The organism is Fibrella forsythiae (assembly GCF_017353175.1).
Lineage (GTDB): Bacteria > Bacteroidota > Bacteroidia > Cytophagales > Spirosomataceae > Fibrella > Fibrella forsythiae.
The window spans coordinates 171,941-188,928 of sequence record NZ_JAFMYW010000002.1; the positions used below are offsets into that span (position 1 = coordinate 171,941).

19 protein-coding genes and 3 tRNA genes are annotated in these 16,988 nt (G+C 45.0%); all 22 read left to right on the top strand.

All coding sequences use genetic code 11. The features are described 5' to 3' along the window. Window positions 1-19: 19 nt before the first annotated feature. The 22 genes from nrfD (at window position 20) to tuf (ending at window position 16,911) form a co-directional block, all read left to right on the top strand. Entirely contained in the window at window positions 20-1,447 is a 1,428-nt protein-coding gene (gene nrfD, locus J2I46_RS06820; protein WP_207328270.1) for an NrfD/PsrC family molybdoenzyme membrane anchor subunit, read from the top strand. 21 nt (window positions 1,448-1,468) lie between these two features. Then, complete coding sequence (locus J2I46_RS06825; protein WP_207328271.1) at window positions 1,469-1,999, top strand: DUF3341 domain-containing protein; 531 nt, start codon at window positions 1,469-1,471, stop codon at window positions 1,997-1,999. A 10-nt stretch (window positions 2,000-2,009) separates the two neighbouring features. Beyond that, window positions 2,010-2,612 carry a c-type cytochrome gene (locus tag J2I46_RS06830; RefSeq protein WP_207328272.1) on the top strand — a complete coding sequence of 201 codons (603 nt, stop codon included), beginning with the start codon at window positions 2,010-2,012 and terminating at the stop codon, window positions 2,610-2,612. 67 nt (window positions 2,613-2,679) lie between these two features. Then, a complete protein-coding gene (locus J2I46_RS06835; RefSeq protein WP_207328273.1) occupies window positions 2,680-3,987 on the top strand; it encodes a quinol:cytochrome C oxidoreductase in 1,308 nt (435 codons plus the stop codon). A 22-nt stretch (window positions 3,988-4,009) separates the two neighbouring features. After that, the gene (locus J2I46_RS06840; RefSeq protein WP_207328274.1) at window positions 4,010-5,116 is read left to right on the top strand and encodes a cytochrome c oxidase subunit II; all 1,107 of its coding nucleotides are present in this window, start codon (window positions 4,010-4,012) and stop codon (window positions 5,114-5,116) included. Between the two features lie 26 nt (window positions 5,117-5,142). Beyond that, on the top strand, window positions 5,143-7,032 hold the full coding sequence (locus J2I46_RS06845; RefSeq protein ID WP_207328275.1) for a cytochrome c oxidase subunit I: 1,890 nt from the start codon (window positions 5,143-5,145) through the stop codon (window positions 7,030-7,032). Then, the gene (locus tag J2I46_RS06850) at window positions 7,007-8,044 is read left to right on the top strand and encodes a COX15/CtaA family protein (protein WP_207328276.1); all 1,038 of its coding nucleotides are present in this window, start codon (window positions 7,007-7,009) and stop codon (window positions 8,042-8,044) included. Before J2I46_RS06845 ends, J2I46_RS06850 begins: the two co-directional genes overlap by 26 nt. Further along, window positions 8,041-8,946: a heme o synthase gene (gene cyoE / locus J2I46_RS06855; RefSeq protein WP_207328277.1), complete on the top strand. Its 906-nt coding sequence runs from the start codon at window positions 8,041-8,043 to the stop codon at window positions 8,944-8,946. Before J2I46_RS06850 ends, cyoE begins: the two co-directional genes overlap by 4 nt. A 1-nt stretch (window position 8,947) precedes the next feature. Then, window positions 8,948-9,541 carry a cytochrome c oxidase subunit 3 gene (locus J2I46_RS06860; protein ID WP_207328278.1) on the top strand — a complete coding sequence of 198 codons (594 nt, stop codon included), beginning with the start codon at window positions 8,948-8,950 and terminating at the stop codon, window positions 9,539-9,541. A gap of 15 nt (window positions 9,542-9,556) precedes the next feature. Then, a complete protein-coding gene (locus J2I46_RS06865; RefSeq protein ID WP_207328279.1) occupies window positions 9,557-10,339 on the top strand; it encodes a cytochrome c oxidase subunit 3 in 783 nt (260 codons plus the stop codon). A gap of 21 nt (window positions 10,340-10,360) precedes the next feature. Next, window positions 10,361-10,693, top strand: coding sequence for a cytochrome C oxidase subunit IV family protein (locus J2I46_RS06870; RefSeq protein ID WP_207328280.1), 333 nt, complete (start codon window positions 10,361-10,363; stop codon window positions 10,691-10,693). 150 nt (window positions 10,694-10,843) lie between these two features. Next, window positions 10,844-11,410 carry an SCO family protein gene (locus tag J2I46_RS06875; RefSeq protein ID WP_229379642.1) on the top strand — a complete coding sequence of 189 codons (567 nt, stop codon included), beginning with the start codon at window positions 10,844-10,846 and terminating at the stop codon, window positions 11,408-11,410. Window positions 11,411-11,413: 3 nt separating this feature from the next. Beyond that, the gene (locus tag J2I46_RS06880; RefSeq protein WP_207328282.1) at window positions 11,414-11,959 is read left to right on the top strand and encodes a DUF420 domain-containing protein; all 546 of its coding nucleotides are present in this window, start codon (window positions 11,414-11,416) and stop codon (window positions 11,957-11,959) included. 16 nt (window positions 11,960-11,975) lie between these two features. Next, window positions 11,976-12,251 (top strand): CAMCR motif-containing small membrane protein, encoded by a 276-nt coding sequence (locus J2I46_RS06885; RefSeq protein ID WP_207328283.1) that lies wholly within the window; start codon window positions 11,976-11,978, stop codon window positions 12,249-12,251. A gap of 58 nt (window positions 12,252-12,309) precedes the next feature. Then, window positions 12,310-12,579, top strand: a complete 270-nt coding sequence (locus tag J2I46_RS32805) for a DUF983 domain-containing protein (protein WP_262898009.1) — start codon at window positions 12,310-12,312, stop codon at window positions 12,577-12,579. A 103-nt stretch (window positions 12,580-12,682) separates the two neighbouring features. Then, entirely contained in the window at window positions 12,683-13,273 is a 591-nt protein-coding gene (locus tag J2I46_RS06895) for an RNA polymerase sigma factor (protein WP_207328285.1), read from the top strand. Continuing rightward, window positions 13,254-14,114, top strand: a complete 861-nt coding sequence (locus tag J2I46_RS06900; protein WP_207328286.1) for a hypothetical protein — start codon at window positions 13,254-13,256, stop codon at window positions 14,112-14,114. Before J2I46_RS06895 ends, J2I46_RS06900 begins: the two co-directional genes overlap by 20 nt. After that, window positions 14,114-15,109 carry a porin family protein gene (locus J2I46_RS06905; RefSeq protein ID WP_207328287.1) on the top strand — a complete coding sequence of 332 codons (996 nt, stop codon included), beginning with the start codon at window positions 14,114-14,116 and terminating at the stop codon, window positions 15,107-15,109. The genes J2I46_RS06900 and J2I46_RS06905 overlap by 1 nt, the downstream gene beginning before the upstream one ends. A gap of 168 nt (window positions 15,110-15,277) precedes the next feature. Beyond that, window positions 15,278-15,363 (top strand) — tRNA-Tyr (locus tag J2I46_RS06910). A gap of 14 nt (window positions 15,364-15,377) precedes the next feature. Continuing rightward, window positions 15,378-15,450 (top strand) — tRNA-Gly (locus tag J2I46_RS06915). Window positions 15,451-15,532: 82 nt separating this feature from the next. Further along, window positions 15,533-15,604 (top strand) — tRNA-Thr (locus J2I46_RS06920). 119 nt (window positions 15,605-15,723) lie between these two features. After that, entirely contained in the window at window positions 15,724-16,911 is a 1,188-nt protein-coding gene (tuf, locus tag J2I46_RS06925) for an elongation factor Tu (protein ID WP_085410817.1), read from the top strand. Window positions 16,912-16,988: the final 77 nt, after the last annotated feature.

Genomic DNA, 16,988 nt, shown 5'->3' on the forward strand with positions numbered 1-16,988 from the left:
AATTGAAAATTTAAAAACGATGCATATCACTTCAGCCGTACGCACGCCATTAGTATCTAATGGAAAAACCTACGCAGACGTTACGGAAGACGTTTGTAAGCAGGTAGAAGGCCGTCCAACCCGTGAATGGACGATTGCATTTACGATCTCTGCCCTAGTTTTGGTCTATGGAACAGCCTGTGTATTCTACACATGGTGGGAAGGTCTGGGCGTTTGGGGTCTTAATAAAACTGTAGGCTGGGCCTGGGATATTACCAACTTCGTATGGTGGGTAGGTATTGGCCACGCAGGTACGTTGATTTCAGCCATTCTGCTGCTGTTCCGTCAGAAATGGCGGACATCAATCAACAGAGCAGCGGAAGCAATGACAATTTTCGCCGTAATCTGCGCTGCCACCTTCATTTTTATGCACATGGGTCGTCCATGGTTGGCATATTGGGCTTTACCATTACCGAATACATTTGGTTCACTTTGGGTAAACTTCAAATCGCCCCTCGTGTGGGACGTGTTTGCCATCAGCACCTACTTTACCGTATCGCTTGTATTCTGGTATATGGGTCTGGTTCCTGATTTGGCTACAATTCGTGACCGAGCTCGTAGCAAAGTGAGCCGCTATGTATACGGTGCATTCTCTCTTGGATGGAACGGCTCAGCAAAAACATGGGCTCGTTATGAATACATGAGCCTTATTTTGGCTGGTATCTCTACGCCACTTGTTTTGTCAGTACACACAATCGTGAGTATGGACTTTGCAACGTCAGTTATTCCTGGCTGGCATACAACTATCTTCCCTCCTTATTTCGTAGCAGGAGCTATCTTTTCAGGTTTTGCTATGGTGCAAAACCTGATGCTGATCATCCGTGTGGTATTCAAACTGGAAGATTACATTACGGTTGAGCATATCGAGTCGATGAATAAAATTATTACACTTACAGGTTCAATTGTAGGTGTAGCATACATCACGGAGTTTTTCATTGCTTGGTATTCAGGTGTTGAATTTGAAAGTTACGCCTTCATTAACCGGGGCACTGGTCCATATTGGTGGGCTTACTGGGCTATGATGACCTGTAACGTAATTTCACCTCAGTTATTCTGGTCTAAAACCATACGCACTTCTGTTGTCTGGACATTTGTTCTGTCAGTAATCGTGAACATTGGTATGTGGTTTGAGCGCTTTGTGATCATTGTAACATCTTTACACCGCGACTACTTGCCATCAAGCTGGGCGATGTTTCACCCAACTCTGTTTGACATCAGTGATTACCTCTTCTCATTTGGTCTGTTTTTTACGTTGTTTCTGTTGTTTGCCAAATTCCTGCCGGTTGTTAACATGGCTGAAGTAAAAGCGATCATCAAGTCATCATCAGCTCAGTTACCAAAATCAGTTTCGGGCGTTGCGAAAGGGGAGCGTGTTACTGCGCCTACTTTTAATAAGAACGCTGACTAATTCACCTTTATAAGTATCTGTATGGCTTCGCCAGTTAACAGTCGATTTTTAGTAGGCATTTTTGATGACGATGACGTCGTGATGAAAGCCGTAAGAGAAGTCCGTGAATCAGGTGTACGTATTCACGAGGTATATACGCCGTTTCCGGTGCACGGCCTTGATGTTGCGTTGGGACATCCTCGGTCACGGTTAGGTATTGCTGCATTCTTGTTTGGCCTAACCGGCCTTCTGACTGCAGCTTCACTGATGTCGTATACTGAGAAGTTTGACTGGCCAATGATTGTGGGTGGTAAAGACTCATTCTCTTACCCAATCTATGTTCCAATCGCATTTGAGTTAACAGTACTTTTCACTGCGCTCGGCATGGTTTCGACGTTCATTATCTCTAATGGACTCGGACCAACGGTGAAGCCTCTTATGTTCGATCTACGGACAACTGACAATAAGTTTGCTATGGCAATCGACATGGAAAACAACAAGCTTCAAGAGTCAGAGATTGAGACTATCCTGCGAAAGTCAGGGGCAGCTGAAGTAAATGTTAAGCAGTTCTAATAGACCGATTATGAAATTTAAGCATATAGTGCTTTCATCAATTGGACTTGCATCTGTGTTCTTCTTGAGTTCCTGTGGCGATAGCCGAAACAGTACTGGAACTCAATTTGCACCTCAGATGTATGAGCCCGTTGGTTATGAGCCTTACAAGCAGACTAAAGCCAACCCATTTACTGCAAACGGCCTAAATATGCGTGACCCTGCCCGGGGGACCGTATCTCGCCGGAATTATCATACCACTTTTGGAAAAGGCGATAGTGCAGTAACGGACCTAATGGTGTATAATATACCGAAGGACAGTATCGGCATTGCTGAGCGAACTTTACTAAATCCAATTCCTAAAACAGAGGCTAGTCTGAAAGAAGGCGAAGTTTTGTATGGTCGCTACTGTACGCACTGCCATGGTGAGGGTGGTAAAGGCGATGGATTAGTTGGCAAAGAATATAAAGGCGTGCCTAACTATTCGTCGGGCGCTTATCAAACGATGAACGACGGACATATTTTCCATGTCATCACTCATGGTAAGGGACGAATGTGGCCACATGGTTCACAGATGACACCAGAAGAACGCTGGAAAATTGTCATGTATGTTCATAAACTTCAGCAAGGATAATTCTGAATCAGATAAGCTACCATGTTCATAAACGGGCATAGTGGTTATACCAATAATAGAGTTAATAATGGCATCAGTACACGCAATACCTTCCCTGGATGAGCAGTTCGAATTTACTGCAGAGTCAAAACGGCGTTTGCTCATCGGCGGAGCCGTTGGCGTAGCGTTAGTTGTTCTCGGCGCCGTTCTGCTATCAGCGGGTGTCGGCGAACACGCACATGAAGCAGTTCAGGGCCATGGCTTAAGTGAAGGGCATGAAGGTGCCCATGAACACTACAAATGGACTACCCGGTTATGGGCTAATATTTGGGTTAACAGCATTTACTTTACGGGTATCGCTGTGGCAGGCATGTTTTTCATGTCGTACAACTATTTGGCTCAAGCTGGCTGGTCGTCAGTAATTAAACGTGTACCTGAGGCAATGCCAGCTTTCTTGCCTGTAACGGGCATCATCATGTTGGGTGTCTTCTTAATCGCTGGTCATGATTTATTTCACTGGACGCACGAAGGACTTTACGATAAGGCTAGTCCTGAATATGATCCGATCATTGCGGGCAAGCACAGCTTTCTGAATACCCCATTTTTCCTGGTTCGGATGGCTTTCTATTTTATATCGTGGTACATGCTCTGGCGTGTACTTCGGAATCTGTCACTTCAGGAAGACTTATATGGTGGTACCGAGTATTACTATAAAAGCATGAAATATGGTACAGCTTTCCTGATTGTGTTTGCTGTTACCTCGTCAACCGCCGCTTGGGACCTGATCATGTCAATCGATACACATTGGTTTAGCACCATGTTTGGCTGGTATACCTTGGCTAGCTGGCATGTTGCCGGTCTGGCTACGATGACACTAACGGTTGTAATGCTCAAAGAGCAGGGTTACTTGAAAGCTGTGAATCACAGTCACTTGCACGATCTTGGTAAATTTGTTTTTGCATTCAGCATTTTCTGGACGTATGTATGGTTTGCTCAGTTTATGCTGATTTATTATGCAAACCTTCCCGAAGAAACGATTTATTACCGCGAGCGTTTCAGTGGTCATGGTGGAATATTCTTAGCCCCATTTTGGGTGAATGTTGTATTAAACTTTGTCTTCCCGTTCCTCGTTCTAATGACACGGGATGCGAAGCGTACAACTATCTTGTTGAAGGTCGCCTGTTGGGGTGTTCTGATCGGTCATTACTTCGATTTTTATATGAACATCATGCCAGGTACAGTAGGTGATCATGCTGGTTTCGGACCTATTGAGTTTGGTATGATTTTGATTTTCGCCTGTGCGTTTATCTGGTCGGTGTCGACTCAATTGACGAAAGCCAATTTGATTGCCAAGAATCACCCATTATTAGAAGAAGCATTGCATCACGACATTTAGACTTTATCTAAATCACACAAGTATGGTTTACATCGTAGGATTATTGTCGCTCGTTTTCCTCGCGCTTGCCTTTATGGTTTTCGGTCGTCTGACCAGCGTGATGAAAAGTGTAGGTACGTCAGGGGAGCAAGAAACATACGGAGGTACCAGTAACAAGATTAATGGTGCCATGTTTATGGTGTTCTTAATCTTAGGTACCATCGCTGCAACCTGGTCATTCATTCACTCAACTCAGTACTTCCTTCCGGAGGCATCGTCAATTCACGGTCGCCGTACAGACGGGTTGTTTTGGGGATCTATGGCTATTGTTACAGCCTCTGCTCTATTGACAAATATTTTGTTGTTCTACTTCGCTTATAAGTATCAGTATAAGGACGGAAAACGTGCTACCTATTACCCTGAGAATCATAAGCTGGAATTACTCTGGACAGTGGTGCCAGCAGTTGTTATGGCTATCATGGTATTCACGGGTTGGAAAGCATGGAGAGACATCATGTCTGAAGCGCCCGAGGGGGCACAGGAAGTGGAGTTGGTAGGTAAGCAGTTCAACTGGATTGCTCGTTATCCAGGAGTTGATAATAATAAGCTGGGTGCTTTCAATTACAAGTTGATCGATAACAATAATGAGGTTGGTATCGATTATTCAGATGAAGCAGCGTTTGACGATTTTACAGCTCCAGAACTTCACATTCCAGTGGGCAAACCCGTACTGATTCGGATCAGGGCTCGTGATGTACTTCACAGCGTTTTTATTCCTCACATGCGCGTGAAAATGGATGCCGTACCGGGCATGCCAACTCGTTTTTGGTTTCATCCGGATAAAACGACTGAGCAGATGCGTAATGAGACAGGCAATCAGAATTTTAAATACGAAATTGCTTGTACTGAGATTTGCGGTCGTGGCCACTTCTCAATGAAGATGAATCTCGTTGTGGAGGATCAGGAATCTTGGAACAAGTGGTGTGCAGAGCAAAAACCGTTGCTCTCATCATTTCCTGAATATGCCTCGCGTATTCCTGCAAGCTTGAAAGCCAAAGCGGCAAAATACCTGCCAACCGTTGGCGCAGATACTACGTCAACTGCATCAACAGGTGGGGTTGCTAGTTCAGGTAGTGCTTCATTACGTTAATCCTTTAGATCAACAAATCGCTAATAATGGCAACTACAGACGCAACTTCAACTGCTAGTGTTCATGTGGCTGAGCATGATCACCATGAGCATTATGAATTGAATTTCTGGCGGAAATATGTTTTCGCAGAAGATCACAAAACCATTGCTAAGCAGTATCTGATTACAGGTATTTTCTGGGCAATCATTGGTATCAGTTTCTCCGTAATCTTCAGACTTCAGTTGGGTTTCCCACAAATGAAGCTTGAGTGGTTACGTCCGATCATCGGGAATTGGATTGAGGAAAGTGGGAAACTTAGCCCAGATTTTTATCTGGCCCTTGTAACAATGCATGGTACCATAATGGTATTCTTTGTATTAACAGCTGGTCTGAGCGGAACATTTAGTAATTTTCTTATCCCTCTTCAGGTTGGAGCACGTGATATGGCATCCGGCTTCATGAACATGTTGTCATACTGGTTCTTTTTTATGGCCAGCTTGCTCATGTTCGTTTCAATTTTCCTTGAAACAGGTCCAGCTGCAGGTGGATGGGTTGTATACCCGCCACTTAGTGCTTTGCCACAGGCGCACAAAGGGTCAGAATTGGGAATGACGCTATGGTTGAGCAGCATGGCATTATTCATTGTGTCGCAATTATTGGGTGGCATTAACTATATCACTACAGTAATCAATCTGCGTACACGTGGTATGTCATTTAGTAAATTACCACTGACGATTTGGGCGTTCTTTCTGACAGCAGTACTAGGCCTGATTTCTTTCCCGGTTCTGTTATCTGCAGCCCTTCTACTGATATTTGACCGGAGCTTCGGCACCAGCTTCTTCTTATCAGACATATACATTGCTGGAGAGGCACTACCTAACGTAGGTGGTAGCCCCATTCTTTTCCAGCACTTGTTCTGGTTCCTTGGCCACCCTGAAGTATATATCGTGATGCTGCCTGCCTTGGGTATTACTTCAGAGATTATTGCAACCAATTCACGGAAGCCCATTTTTGGTTACCGTGCTATGATTGCATCAATGATGGGTATTGCTTTCTTGGCGTTCATCGTGTGGGCCCACCACATGTTTGTAACAGGTATGAATCCATTCCTTGGGTCCGTATTTATGTTCTTGACGCTTATTATTGCTGTACCGTCGGCGGTGAAGGCGTTCAACTACATTACAACGCTCTGGCGTGGCAACATCCGGTTCACACCAGCCATGTTGTTCTCAATTGGTCTTGTGTCATTTTTTATATCAGGTGGCGTAACGGGTTTGATCCTTGGCAACGCTGCTCTTGATATTCAGCTACATGATACCTATTTCGTTGTAGCTCACTTCCACCTAGTGATGGGTGCTTCTTCAGCATTTGGATTATTAGCGGGTGTTTATCACTGGTTCCCCAAAATGTTCGGCCGAATGATGAATGATAAGCTTGGGTACGTTCACTTCTGGCTAACATTCATCGGTATCTATTCGGTGTTCTTCCCAATGCACTACATTGGAATCGCTGGATTCCCTCGTCGTTACTATAGCTTTACAAGTAACGATTTCACAAGCAACATTTTTCAAGACATGAACGCGTTCATTAGTCTTGCTGCTATTGTGACGTTCTCCGCTCAATTCTTATTCCTGTACAACTTTATTCACAGTTTGATTAAGGGTAAGCGCGCTACTGTAAATCCATGGCAGTCGAACACACTGGAATGGACAACGCCTGTTATTCCGGGGCATGGTAACTGGCCGGGTGAGATTCCTGCTGTATACCGTTGGCCGTACGATTACAGCAAGCCAGGTGCCAAGGACGATTTTATTCCACAGAACGTACCTTATTCGCAAACTCCTGAATCCAACCTTCCGCATGAGAAAGAGTTGATTTCGCTGGAGCAAGCGATTGAAGCACAAAACTTCAATGATCAGTTCAAGCAACCTCATTAATGAGCGCTCATTTCGGCGTCTGGCACTTCTAACAGTTATTGCCGTCTTTCTCCTGATACTGGTGGGAGGCGTGGTTAGGAGTACCGGCGCCGGGATGGGATGCCCAGATTGGCCGAAGTGTTTTGGACAATGGGTACCGCCTACTGATGTATCTCAGCTGCCAGCGAACTATCAGGAAATATATAGTCATCGTGGGTACGCTAATACAGAGTTCAACGTAGTTAAAACTTGGACTGAGTACTTAAACAGATTGTTAGGGGCTTTAATAGGAGTACTCATATTCTTCACATTTGTAGCATCTGCTATAGCCTACTGGCAGCGTGACCGCGCCATTGTAGGCTATAGTTTTTTAACGCTACTGCTTGTTGGTTTTCAGGGCTGGTTAGGCGCAAAAGTGGTGTCCAGCGTTTTAGCTGCTTGGCTGATTACATTGCATATGCTGCTGGCAATTGTTATCGTTGGCGTGTTACTATATATAGTGGCACGTACCCAAGTGCAATCAAAAAAAATCCAGCCTTTTCGGTTATCTAAAGCCACTAGCAGGTGGTTACTGATAAGCTCAGGATTATTGCTCGTTCAAATTCTTCTAGGAACGCAAGTAAGAGAGACAGTGGATGAGGTTGCTGACCGGCTTGGTGATGTACAAAGACTCCGCTGGGTATCGCAACTGGATCTTCGATTTTATATCCATCGCAGCTTTTCATTAGTTGTATTAGTCAGTCAACTAGCATGGATTGTACCAATAGCGAAAGCGGCAGGTAATAGTTTACTTGTTAAGCGATTGGCAACAGCAATAGGTTGTCTGTTGCTGGTTGAAATAGCTACGGGGGTTATCATGGCTTATTTTGCAATACCAGCATGGGCGCAACCTGTTCACCTTACGTTGGCAGTAGTGTCATTAGGAATTCAATTTGTAGTAATCCTGTTCTCATATAAGGATATGCTCATGAAAGGCATACCGGAACTATCACCATTACCTTTTGATAAGTCTGGTTCAGTAACCACATTATGAATTCATCCATAGAGCAGCCTATTACAACGCCCGCCAGTAAACCCAATAGGGCGTCATGGCGAGACTATCTTGCTCTGACCAAGTTGAGATTATCATTACTTGTTGGGTTCTCGGCTGTACTTGGCTATTTAATGGCAGCAAGTCGTCCTTACTCAATTAGCCAGATTGTTTTATTCACTGTGAGTGGCCTATTTATAACAGGGGCAGCAAATGCAGTCAATCAAGTTCTTGAGGTCGAGTTCGACCGGTTGATGAAGCGTACGGGTAGCAGGCCGCTTCCAACGGGACGAATCAGTAAAGAACGTGCTATTCTTTTCGTTGCGGTTCTCTTGTTTCTAGGGCTATTTATTCAAACACTTTGGTTTAATCCATTGACGGCAGGCATCTCATTTGTTTCTTTCCTGCTTTATGGATTCGTATATACTCCTTTGAAACGTGTTGGGTCAATCGCCGTTTATGTTGGCGCCTTACCTGGTGGACTTCCACCACTAATTGGCTGGGTAGCCGTTACGGGAACCATTACAAATGAAGCCTTATGGCTATTCGCTGTTCAGTTTATCTGGCAGTTCACTCATTTTTGGGCCGTAGCCTGGGTGCTGGATGATGATTATGCAAAGGCGGGATTCAAATTATTACCTCTAAAACGGCCTGCCACGGCACAGACTGCTTTAGTTATTTTGAGCTTCACAGTATGGCTACTACCACTTGGAGCGATGCCTTTTTATTGGGGATACATCGGTAGCATATCAGCGTGTGTTGCTGTAGTATCAGCGCTTCTCTTATTGTGGCTCAATATAGGCTTAGTCAGAAAGCCTGAGATAGCCACGGCGAAACGTCTCATGTTTGCCGCGTTTGCCTACCTACCAGTTGTACAAATCGCGTTTGTTTTAGATCGTGTTTAGCATGAAAGAAGAAACCGAAGAAATAAAATGGCTCGAAGAGGAGCCTGAAGAGACACTATCCGTAAATCCACGGAAATTCATTCTCTGGCTGTTTATTGTAAGTATTCTGATGCTGTTTGCCTCATTCACAAGTGCATACCTTGTGCGGCGTGCAGAAGGTAACTGGCTTGAGTTTACGGTTCCGGCAATTTTCGGATACAGTACAGTTGTGTTAGTTGTGAGTAGTCTAACAATGCACTGGGCTTACTTGGCTGCTAAAAAAGACAATTTCAACGCGCTAAGGATAGCTATATCTATTACTTTTGCACTTGGGATGATATTCCTGTACATGCAGTTTCAGGGATGGGTTGAGCTAGTGCGAAACAACGTCTACTTCGTTGGTAACCCAGCTGGATCGTTCATATATGTTTTCACAGGCATGCATGCATTCCACCTTATTTCTGGCTTAATAGTGTTAGTGTTTGCCCTTGTGGCAGCTTTTAAATTACGAATACATGCGAAATCACTTGAGCAGGTTCAGGTGGCATCGACATATTGGCATTTTCTGGACGTACTCTGGATCTACCTGTATTTCTTTTTACTTTATTTCCATTAATCAGCTCACGGACGCATGGCGGCTACAGCAACAACTGACGAGTCAGTAGTATTTGATAAGAAAGCCTGGATGGGTGGCGTCGAACCCATGAATGTCAGCTATGGTAAACTGATGATGTGGTTTTTCCTCATCTCAGATACATTTACCTTTTCTGCATTATTAGTCACGTATGGCCTGATCCGCTACAGCTATCCAGCGTATGATCCAGCTATTCATGGTACTCCGTTCCACTTCTCAAATATATATTGGCCTATTCCAGACCATGTATTCAACGCTTTTCCCTTTTTCCACGGCTCTAACCTGCCCCTGATCTTTGTGGGGCTGATGACCTTTATTCTGATATTTTCGTCGGTAACGATGGTATTAGCTGTAGAAGCTGGACACCGCCGCGACCGCCGGGACGTAGAGAAATACATGCTATGGACAATCTTGGGAGGGTTAGCTTTCTTAAGTAGTCAAGCATGGGAATGGTCACACTTTATTCACGGCACCGAGGAAGGAAATACGGTACGTGAACTGGTTGGAGGTCAATGGCTGGAACGTACTATCTTCGGGGCAAACTTGACAGAGAATCAGTATGGTCCACCCGCTTTCGCTGACTTGTTCTTCTTCATTACTGGTTTCCACGGAACGCACGTATTCTCAGGGGTGATATTGAACATCCTCATATTTTATCGGACGGCAACGGGCATGTATGACCGTCGTGGTCATTATGAAATGGTAGAAAAAGTAGGTCTTTACTGGCACTTTGTAGATCTGGTCTGGGTATTCGTATTCACATTCTTCTACCTCGTTTAATCGCTCTTTCCTCTTTCGACAATGGCAAATACACCATACACCGACAATCACGGCGGAACCGATGTAGCTCCACCACCTGCCAATACCAAACTTATCTGGCGCACATTCATCATTCTCTGCGTCATAACTGCATTTGAGTTTTTAATTGCTTTCACTATGCCTGCCGGCCACCTACGAGTTGCTATTTTCGTAGGTATGACAATCGTCAAGGCATTCTACATCGTGGCTGAGTTCATGCACTTGAAACACGAAGTGAAAAGCCTGATTTGGGCCATTTTGCTACCAATCATTTTTATAATCTGGTTACTCATCGCCCTTATGTACGAAGGTGGCTCGATTTTCCAATTGAGATAACAAATGAATACATACCGCAAGGCCGGGACTCTCCTCTTAACGTTGATAGTCCCGGCTTTTGCGTACATAATGCTTAGAGCCTGTACGCAAAACCATTACGCGCTGCCACGTTATATCCCTGTTATCGACTCAACACGGGGCGAACCAGTTATGAAGACTATAATAGATAAAAATGGTCAGAAAAGAGAAGATACATTGTTCAGACACGTACCTGGCTTTTCCTTAATCGATCAGGATAGCCAGGCAGTTGATCAGGCAATCATAAAGGGGAAAATCCATGTTGCTGACTTCTTCTTTACCCGATGTGGAACGATATGCCCTAAGATACAGCTAAGCCTTAGCCGTGTTCAGGAAATATTTAAAGAGCGCAATGACCTGATCTTCCTGTCTTATTCAGTTGATCCGGAAAATGATACGCCGGCGAAACTGAAAGCCTATGCCAACAAAGTGGGAGCTAAGGCGGATATGTGGTATTTTCTGACAGGCGACAAGGCTCAGATTTATAAGTTGGCACAACGGGGCTATTTTTTACCCGTTGTTGATCACGGTGTTAGCTACGGTGCGCCTGACGAAACTTTTATCCATAGCGAAAAGTTGGTTTTAGTAGATAAGGAAGGAATTATCCGGGGATTCTATGACGGAACGGACAAGAAAGACGTTGAACGCCTCATTGTTGAAATACGGGTATTACTGGATATCTATAGCAAGCAAACGTAACAGATGGAAGTCACCACACTTGTTGGGAAAGAGAAGAATGCCAACCGGGTCATCAATGTTGTGTCAATAGTCATCCCGGTTGTTGTGGCTTTGATACTAGGCATACGCCAGAAGTTCGATCTAGGCAGTTGGACAACGTACCTGCCGCACATTAACGGTGTTATAAATTCACTGACCTCAGTATTATTGTTAGTTGGTTATTACTTCATTCGTCAAAAGAACGTGGCCGCACATCGAGCTGTGATGTTGGCCGCTTTCACCCTGGGATCACTTTTTCTGATTGGTTATGTCCTCTACCATATTTCAAATGAATCGACTTCATTTGGGGGCGAGGGGTGGATTAGGCCCGTATATTATTTTTTATTAATCTCGCACATTGCCTTGTCGGTGGTTGTGTTGTGGTTTGTCTTACGGGCTGTCTATTTTGCGTTAACCAAGCAATTCGAGTTGCACAAGAAAATGACACGCTGGGCATTCCCCATCTGGTTGTACGTAAGTACTACGGGGGTAATTGTTTATTTGCTGATCAAACCGTATTACACGCATTAAAACAGGGAAATGATACATGAATAAATGGACATGGATTTTTGTTGCGGTGTTGTACATCTGCGCCGGAACAGACGTATTGGCCCAATGTGCAATGTGCCGCGCCACGGTGGAAAGCACTGTTAGTAATGGGCGTAGCGTGGTAGCTTCCGATTTGAATTTTGGTATTTTATATCTCCTGGCAGCCCCCTACTTAATCGTGGCTACAATCAGTTATCTCTGGTATCGTGCCAGTAAAAAAGAACATGCCCAACGTATCAAAATTTCAAGCCGTGTCCGAGGGGCTATGTCCTAAATGTAGGCAGGGTAAGATCTTCAGTACACCGCTATATAGTCCCCTTGGTTTCGGTAAAATGAACGAGTACTGCCCGCACTGTGGCATGCGCTTTGAAGTTGAACCAGGCTATTTCATTGGCGCAATGTACGTGAGCTATGCATTCTCAGGTGGTCTGGCACTTATATTGGGATTTGCCCTGTTCTATTTGGCTAATAATCCGCCAGGATGGGTATATTCATTGATTATCTCAATAGCCGTCATCCTTATTTCAGCTATAAATTTCCGTTTATCGAGAGTGATATGGCTACACTACGTGGCTGGTATTCAGTATAATCCAGCTTTGTAAGATAGTTGTCTGACAAAATCCCGATCTCAACAGGTCGGGATTTTTTAGTTTACATGCAACCTCCTGAAAGATGGCTGCATCTTGCTATCAAATGACCTAAAAAATGGCTCTCTCAATACCATACTACCTGTCGGAAAGTCAGTTGGTAGTTGCGTTGCAACGGGGAGAAGCGCGCGCTCAAAAGATTGTCTACGAGCGTTATGCTAACCGAATGATGGCAATCTGCCTCAGGTACGTTGCCAATCAGGCCGATGCTGAAGACGTATTGATTGAATCATTTATGCGCGTGTTCGAACGGGTAAATCAGTTCAGAAGTGAGGGAAGCTTTGAAGGATGGATCAGACGAATTATGGTTACCGAATCCTTGATGTTTCTGCGTAAGAACAAATCGCTCCGGCAGGAAATATCCCTGGAAAGCGTAACAGAGGAGCCTGACTATCAATGGGCCGACGAAGCGCTACAGGCTAATGACCTGCTACGGTTGGTAGCTCAATTACCGGATGGGTATCGGACTATTTTCAACCTGTATGCAATCGAAGGGTATAGTCATGCTGAAATAGCCAGCCTGACAGGCATTAGCGAGGGAACGTCAAAATCGCAATTGTCAAGGGCCCGGGCATTACTTCAACAAAGAATTAAAACGCTTGAAACCGATGTAAAGTCGGCACCGGAATATGGAAAAGCAGCCAGTTGATGATCTCTTTGCTCGTAAGCTACACGATGCTGAAGCACCAGTCAGCTCGGATTTGTTTAATCGGATGCAACAACGAATGGGCACTAAACCACTCCCTGTTCGTCGAAAAATAGGAGCTTGGTGGTACGTAGCTAGCGCAGCCTGTGCACTAGTAGCTGTCTGCTTCTTGTACCTGACAAACAAACCTGAGAAACAACTATTAGAGTCTTTCGCACAAAAGCGATTGCCAGAGCAATCAGATGTTAATAGGGTAGTAACTAAACGGAGAGATAGGTTCAATGGGTCTGCCACTAGGTTACAGACAATAGATGAAGAGACTGAAAAGGTTACAAAGGAGCACAGGAAGCCTGGGCAACTTGCAAAGGCAACGTACCCAGATCTAAAACCTACTAATCCTAAAAGCCAGCTATCTGCCAGAGAGCATAGACTGGTTTTGACCCAACAAGTTGAAGAACAAATTGCTGTAATTAAAGCAAACGAGAACGAGAAGTCTGTTCCTGCGGCACCACAGTTAGCTATATCTCAACCTGGTATTGAGCGGGTTGAGCAGGCAACTGTTAAACCAAAACAGATTACAGAGCGGACAATCTTATTAACCATTAATGAACCTCAGACCAAAAATGAACTGGCAGCGTCGAATAACAACTATCAAAAGCCAGATACGCAAAACCAACCAAATGGCTTATCAGGTCTATTTGGTAAGCTTAAGCAATTAAAGAATGGCGAAGTAATGGCTAAGGCCACACCGGTTAGTGAAAGCAACTCGACCCAGAAAAAACGGCTTGGGCGTGTTTTCACGGAAGTGAAAGAAAGTTTGAAAAATGAAACAACGCTAGAATAATGAAAACGCTCAGCCTATCCATCTGCCTCCTACTGAATTCGTTGTTTGCGCTGAGTGCGCCAGCTGATTCACTTATCATTCGATTCGGCTCAAAGGGGAAAATAGCGGTCTATGCACCCACAAAAGACCAACTGAAGGGCATAACCAAATATGACCTTAACCGCATAGTGCGCGACATGGTTACAAAACTGGATTCTGTACCCGAGGGTCAGGTGTATGCCATCGATGCCGCAAATGGCCAGCGCTATTTGAAAGACACACTTGTGGTTGTACAAAAGTCAAAGGGTACCATCACTGTTACCGTAAGGGGTAATGATTCGGATACGACCTACCAATCTGAACGACGCGTTAGAATTAATAAACGGGAAACGAACAGCAATCGTAACAATTGGAAAGTCAGCACCGATTTTCATATTGGTCTAAATACCTGGACAGGTGGTCCGGGTGTACAAACGTATGGTGGAAACTCCTATGAACTTGACCCCTTAGGTTCACGCTACTTTGCAATAAGTGCTACTCAGAACCCAGCTATCGTTAAAACCAGCAAATTTAAGCTGAGTGTGCGTTACGGACTGCAGGTTGCCTGGAATAACTTCATGTTTCAGGAAAGCGTAATAGCGCAACGGGGGCCAGATGGCATTCAGTTTAATCCTTCCGCTACCCACCTTACAAAGAGCAAGCTTACTGTTTGTAACATAGAAGTGCCACTCATGCCGCAGTTTGCATTCTATAATAGCAGCAGAAAGCGAGCGTTCAATATCGGGGTAGGTGGATTCGTCGGGTACCGACTTGACAGCTATACGAAGATCAAGCAGGATAACGGTGATAAATTCCACGATCACGCTGGCTTTTATCTGAATAATCTTCAATACGGCGTTCAGGGAACTGTAGGTCTGGCAAATTTTAACTTTTTTGTAAAATATAATCTGAACACTAGTTTTCAGGATGGGAGGGGGCCAGCTGTACATCCATTAAGCTTTGGGATAACGATTTAGCTTGGAAAACTGCTCACGAGTAAGCCCCGTTAGAAGTCCCTGACGGGGCTTACTCGTGAGAAAGAGAAAAGATTTTTTAGCCACACTGTTGACAACGCGCAAAAACCTTGTAATTTTGCAACTCCAAACTGAGAAGCAGGGCGGGAATTGTTCTTTTTAGATTGACTTGGGGAGTTTCCAGAGTGGCCAAATGGATCAGACTGTAAATCTGCTGGCGTACGCCTTCGGAGGTTCGAATCCTCCACTCCCCACCATTTAAGTAAAGTAAGCGGGAGTAGCTCAGCTGGTAGAGCGATAGCCTTCCAAGCTATAGGTCGCGAGTTCGAACCTCGTCTCCCGCTCAACGACGTACCTGGAAATAGGCTTGTGTTTGATACAGTTAATCAGATCCAAACCTATTTCTTATTCGATTACACTGTACTTGCCTTCTTAGCTCAGTGGTAGAGCACTTCCTTGGTAAGGAAGAGGCCGTCGGTTCAAATCCGATAGAAGGCTCTAAGCTGCCAGATGTTGCTCTGTTGAGGCGGCTTTGATAAGGTGCTCTGCAAAGAGCACTTTTTGCGTAAGGGCAAATCAACTTACACTAACTATAGTTAACTAAAGCGTTTTTAGACATGGCAAAGGAGAATTTTGACCGCTCGAAACCGCACGTCAACATCGGTACGATTGGTCACGTTGACCACGGCAAGACGACGCTGACGGCAGCAATTACGAAAGTACTCGCCGGGAAAGGTCTGGCTGCAATGCGGGACTTCTCGTCGATCGATAATGCCCCAGAGGAAAAAGAGCGTGGTATCACGATCAACACCTCACACGTAGAATATGCGACGGCTAACCGTCACTATGCACACGTTGACTGCCCAGGCCACGCTGACTATGTGAAGAACATGGTAACGGGTGCCGCTCAGATGGACGGTGCTATCCTGGTAGTTGCTGCAACTGATGGCCCAATGCCACAGACACGTGAGCACATCCTGCTGGCTCGTCAGGTAGGCGTACCCCAACTTGTTGTCTTTATGAACAAAGTCGACATGGTGGATGACCCAGAACTGCTTGAGCTCGTTGAGATGGAGATCCGCGAACTGTTAAGCTTCTATCAATTTGATGGCGACAATATCCCAGTTATTCAGGGTTCTGCTCTGGGTGGTTTGAATGGCGACGCTAAATGGGTTGGTACCATCGAAGAATTGATGGATGCCGTTGACTCATTCATTCCCCTGCCTCCTCGCATGACGGATCTTCCATTCCTAATGCCGGTGGAAGACGTTTTCTCGATCACAGGTCGTGGCACAGTAGCTACAGGTCGTATCGAGCGTGGCGTAATCAACTCAGGCGAGCCTGTTGAGATCCTGGGTATGGGTGCTGAAAACCTGAAATCAGTTGTAACTGGTGTTGAAATGTTCCGGAAAATTCTGGACCGTGGCGAAGCTGGTGACAACGTAGGTCTGCTGCTCCGTGGTATTGAAAAAACTGATATCCGTCGTGGTATGGTTATTTGCAAGCCAGGTTCAGTAACCCCACACGCTAAATTCAAAGCCGAGGTTTACGTACTGTCGAAAGAAGAAGGTGGCCGTCATACGCCATTCTTTAACAAGTACCGTCCTCAGTTCTACTTCCGTACCACAGACGTAACGGGTGAAATCGTTCTGCCAGCTGGTGTTGAGATGGTAATGCCTGGTGATAACATCACTATCGAGGTGACCCTGATCAGCAAAATTGCTATGGAGAAAGGTCTTCGCTTCGCTATCCGTGAAGGTGGTCGTACAGTAGGTGCCGGTCAGGTGACTGAAATCCTTGACTAATTGATTGATTTTTAAACAAGTGCATCTCTGCGAAGGGATGCACTTGTTTTTTGATCTCTTTTTACGATCTTTGCAGT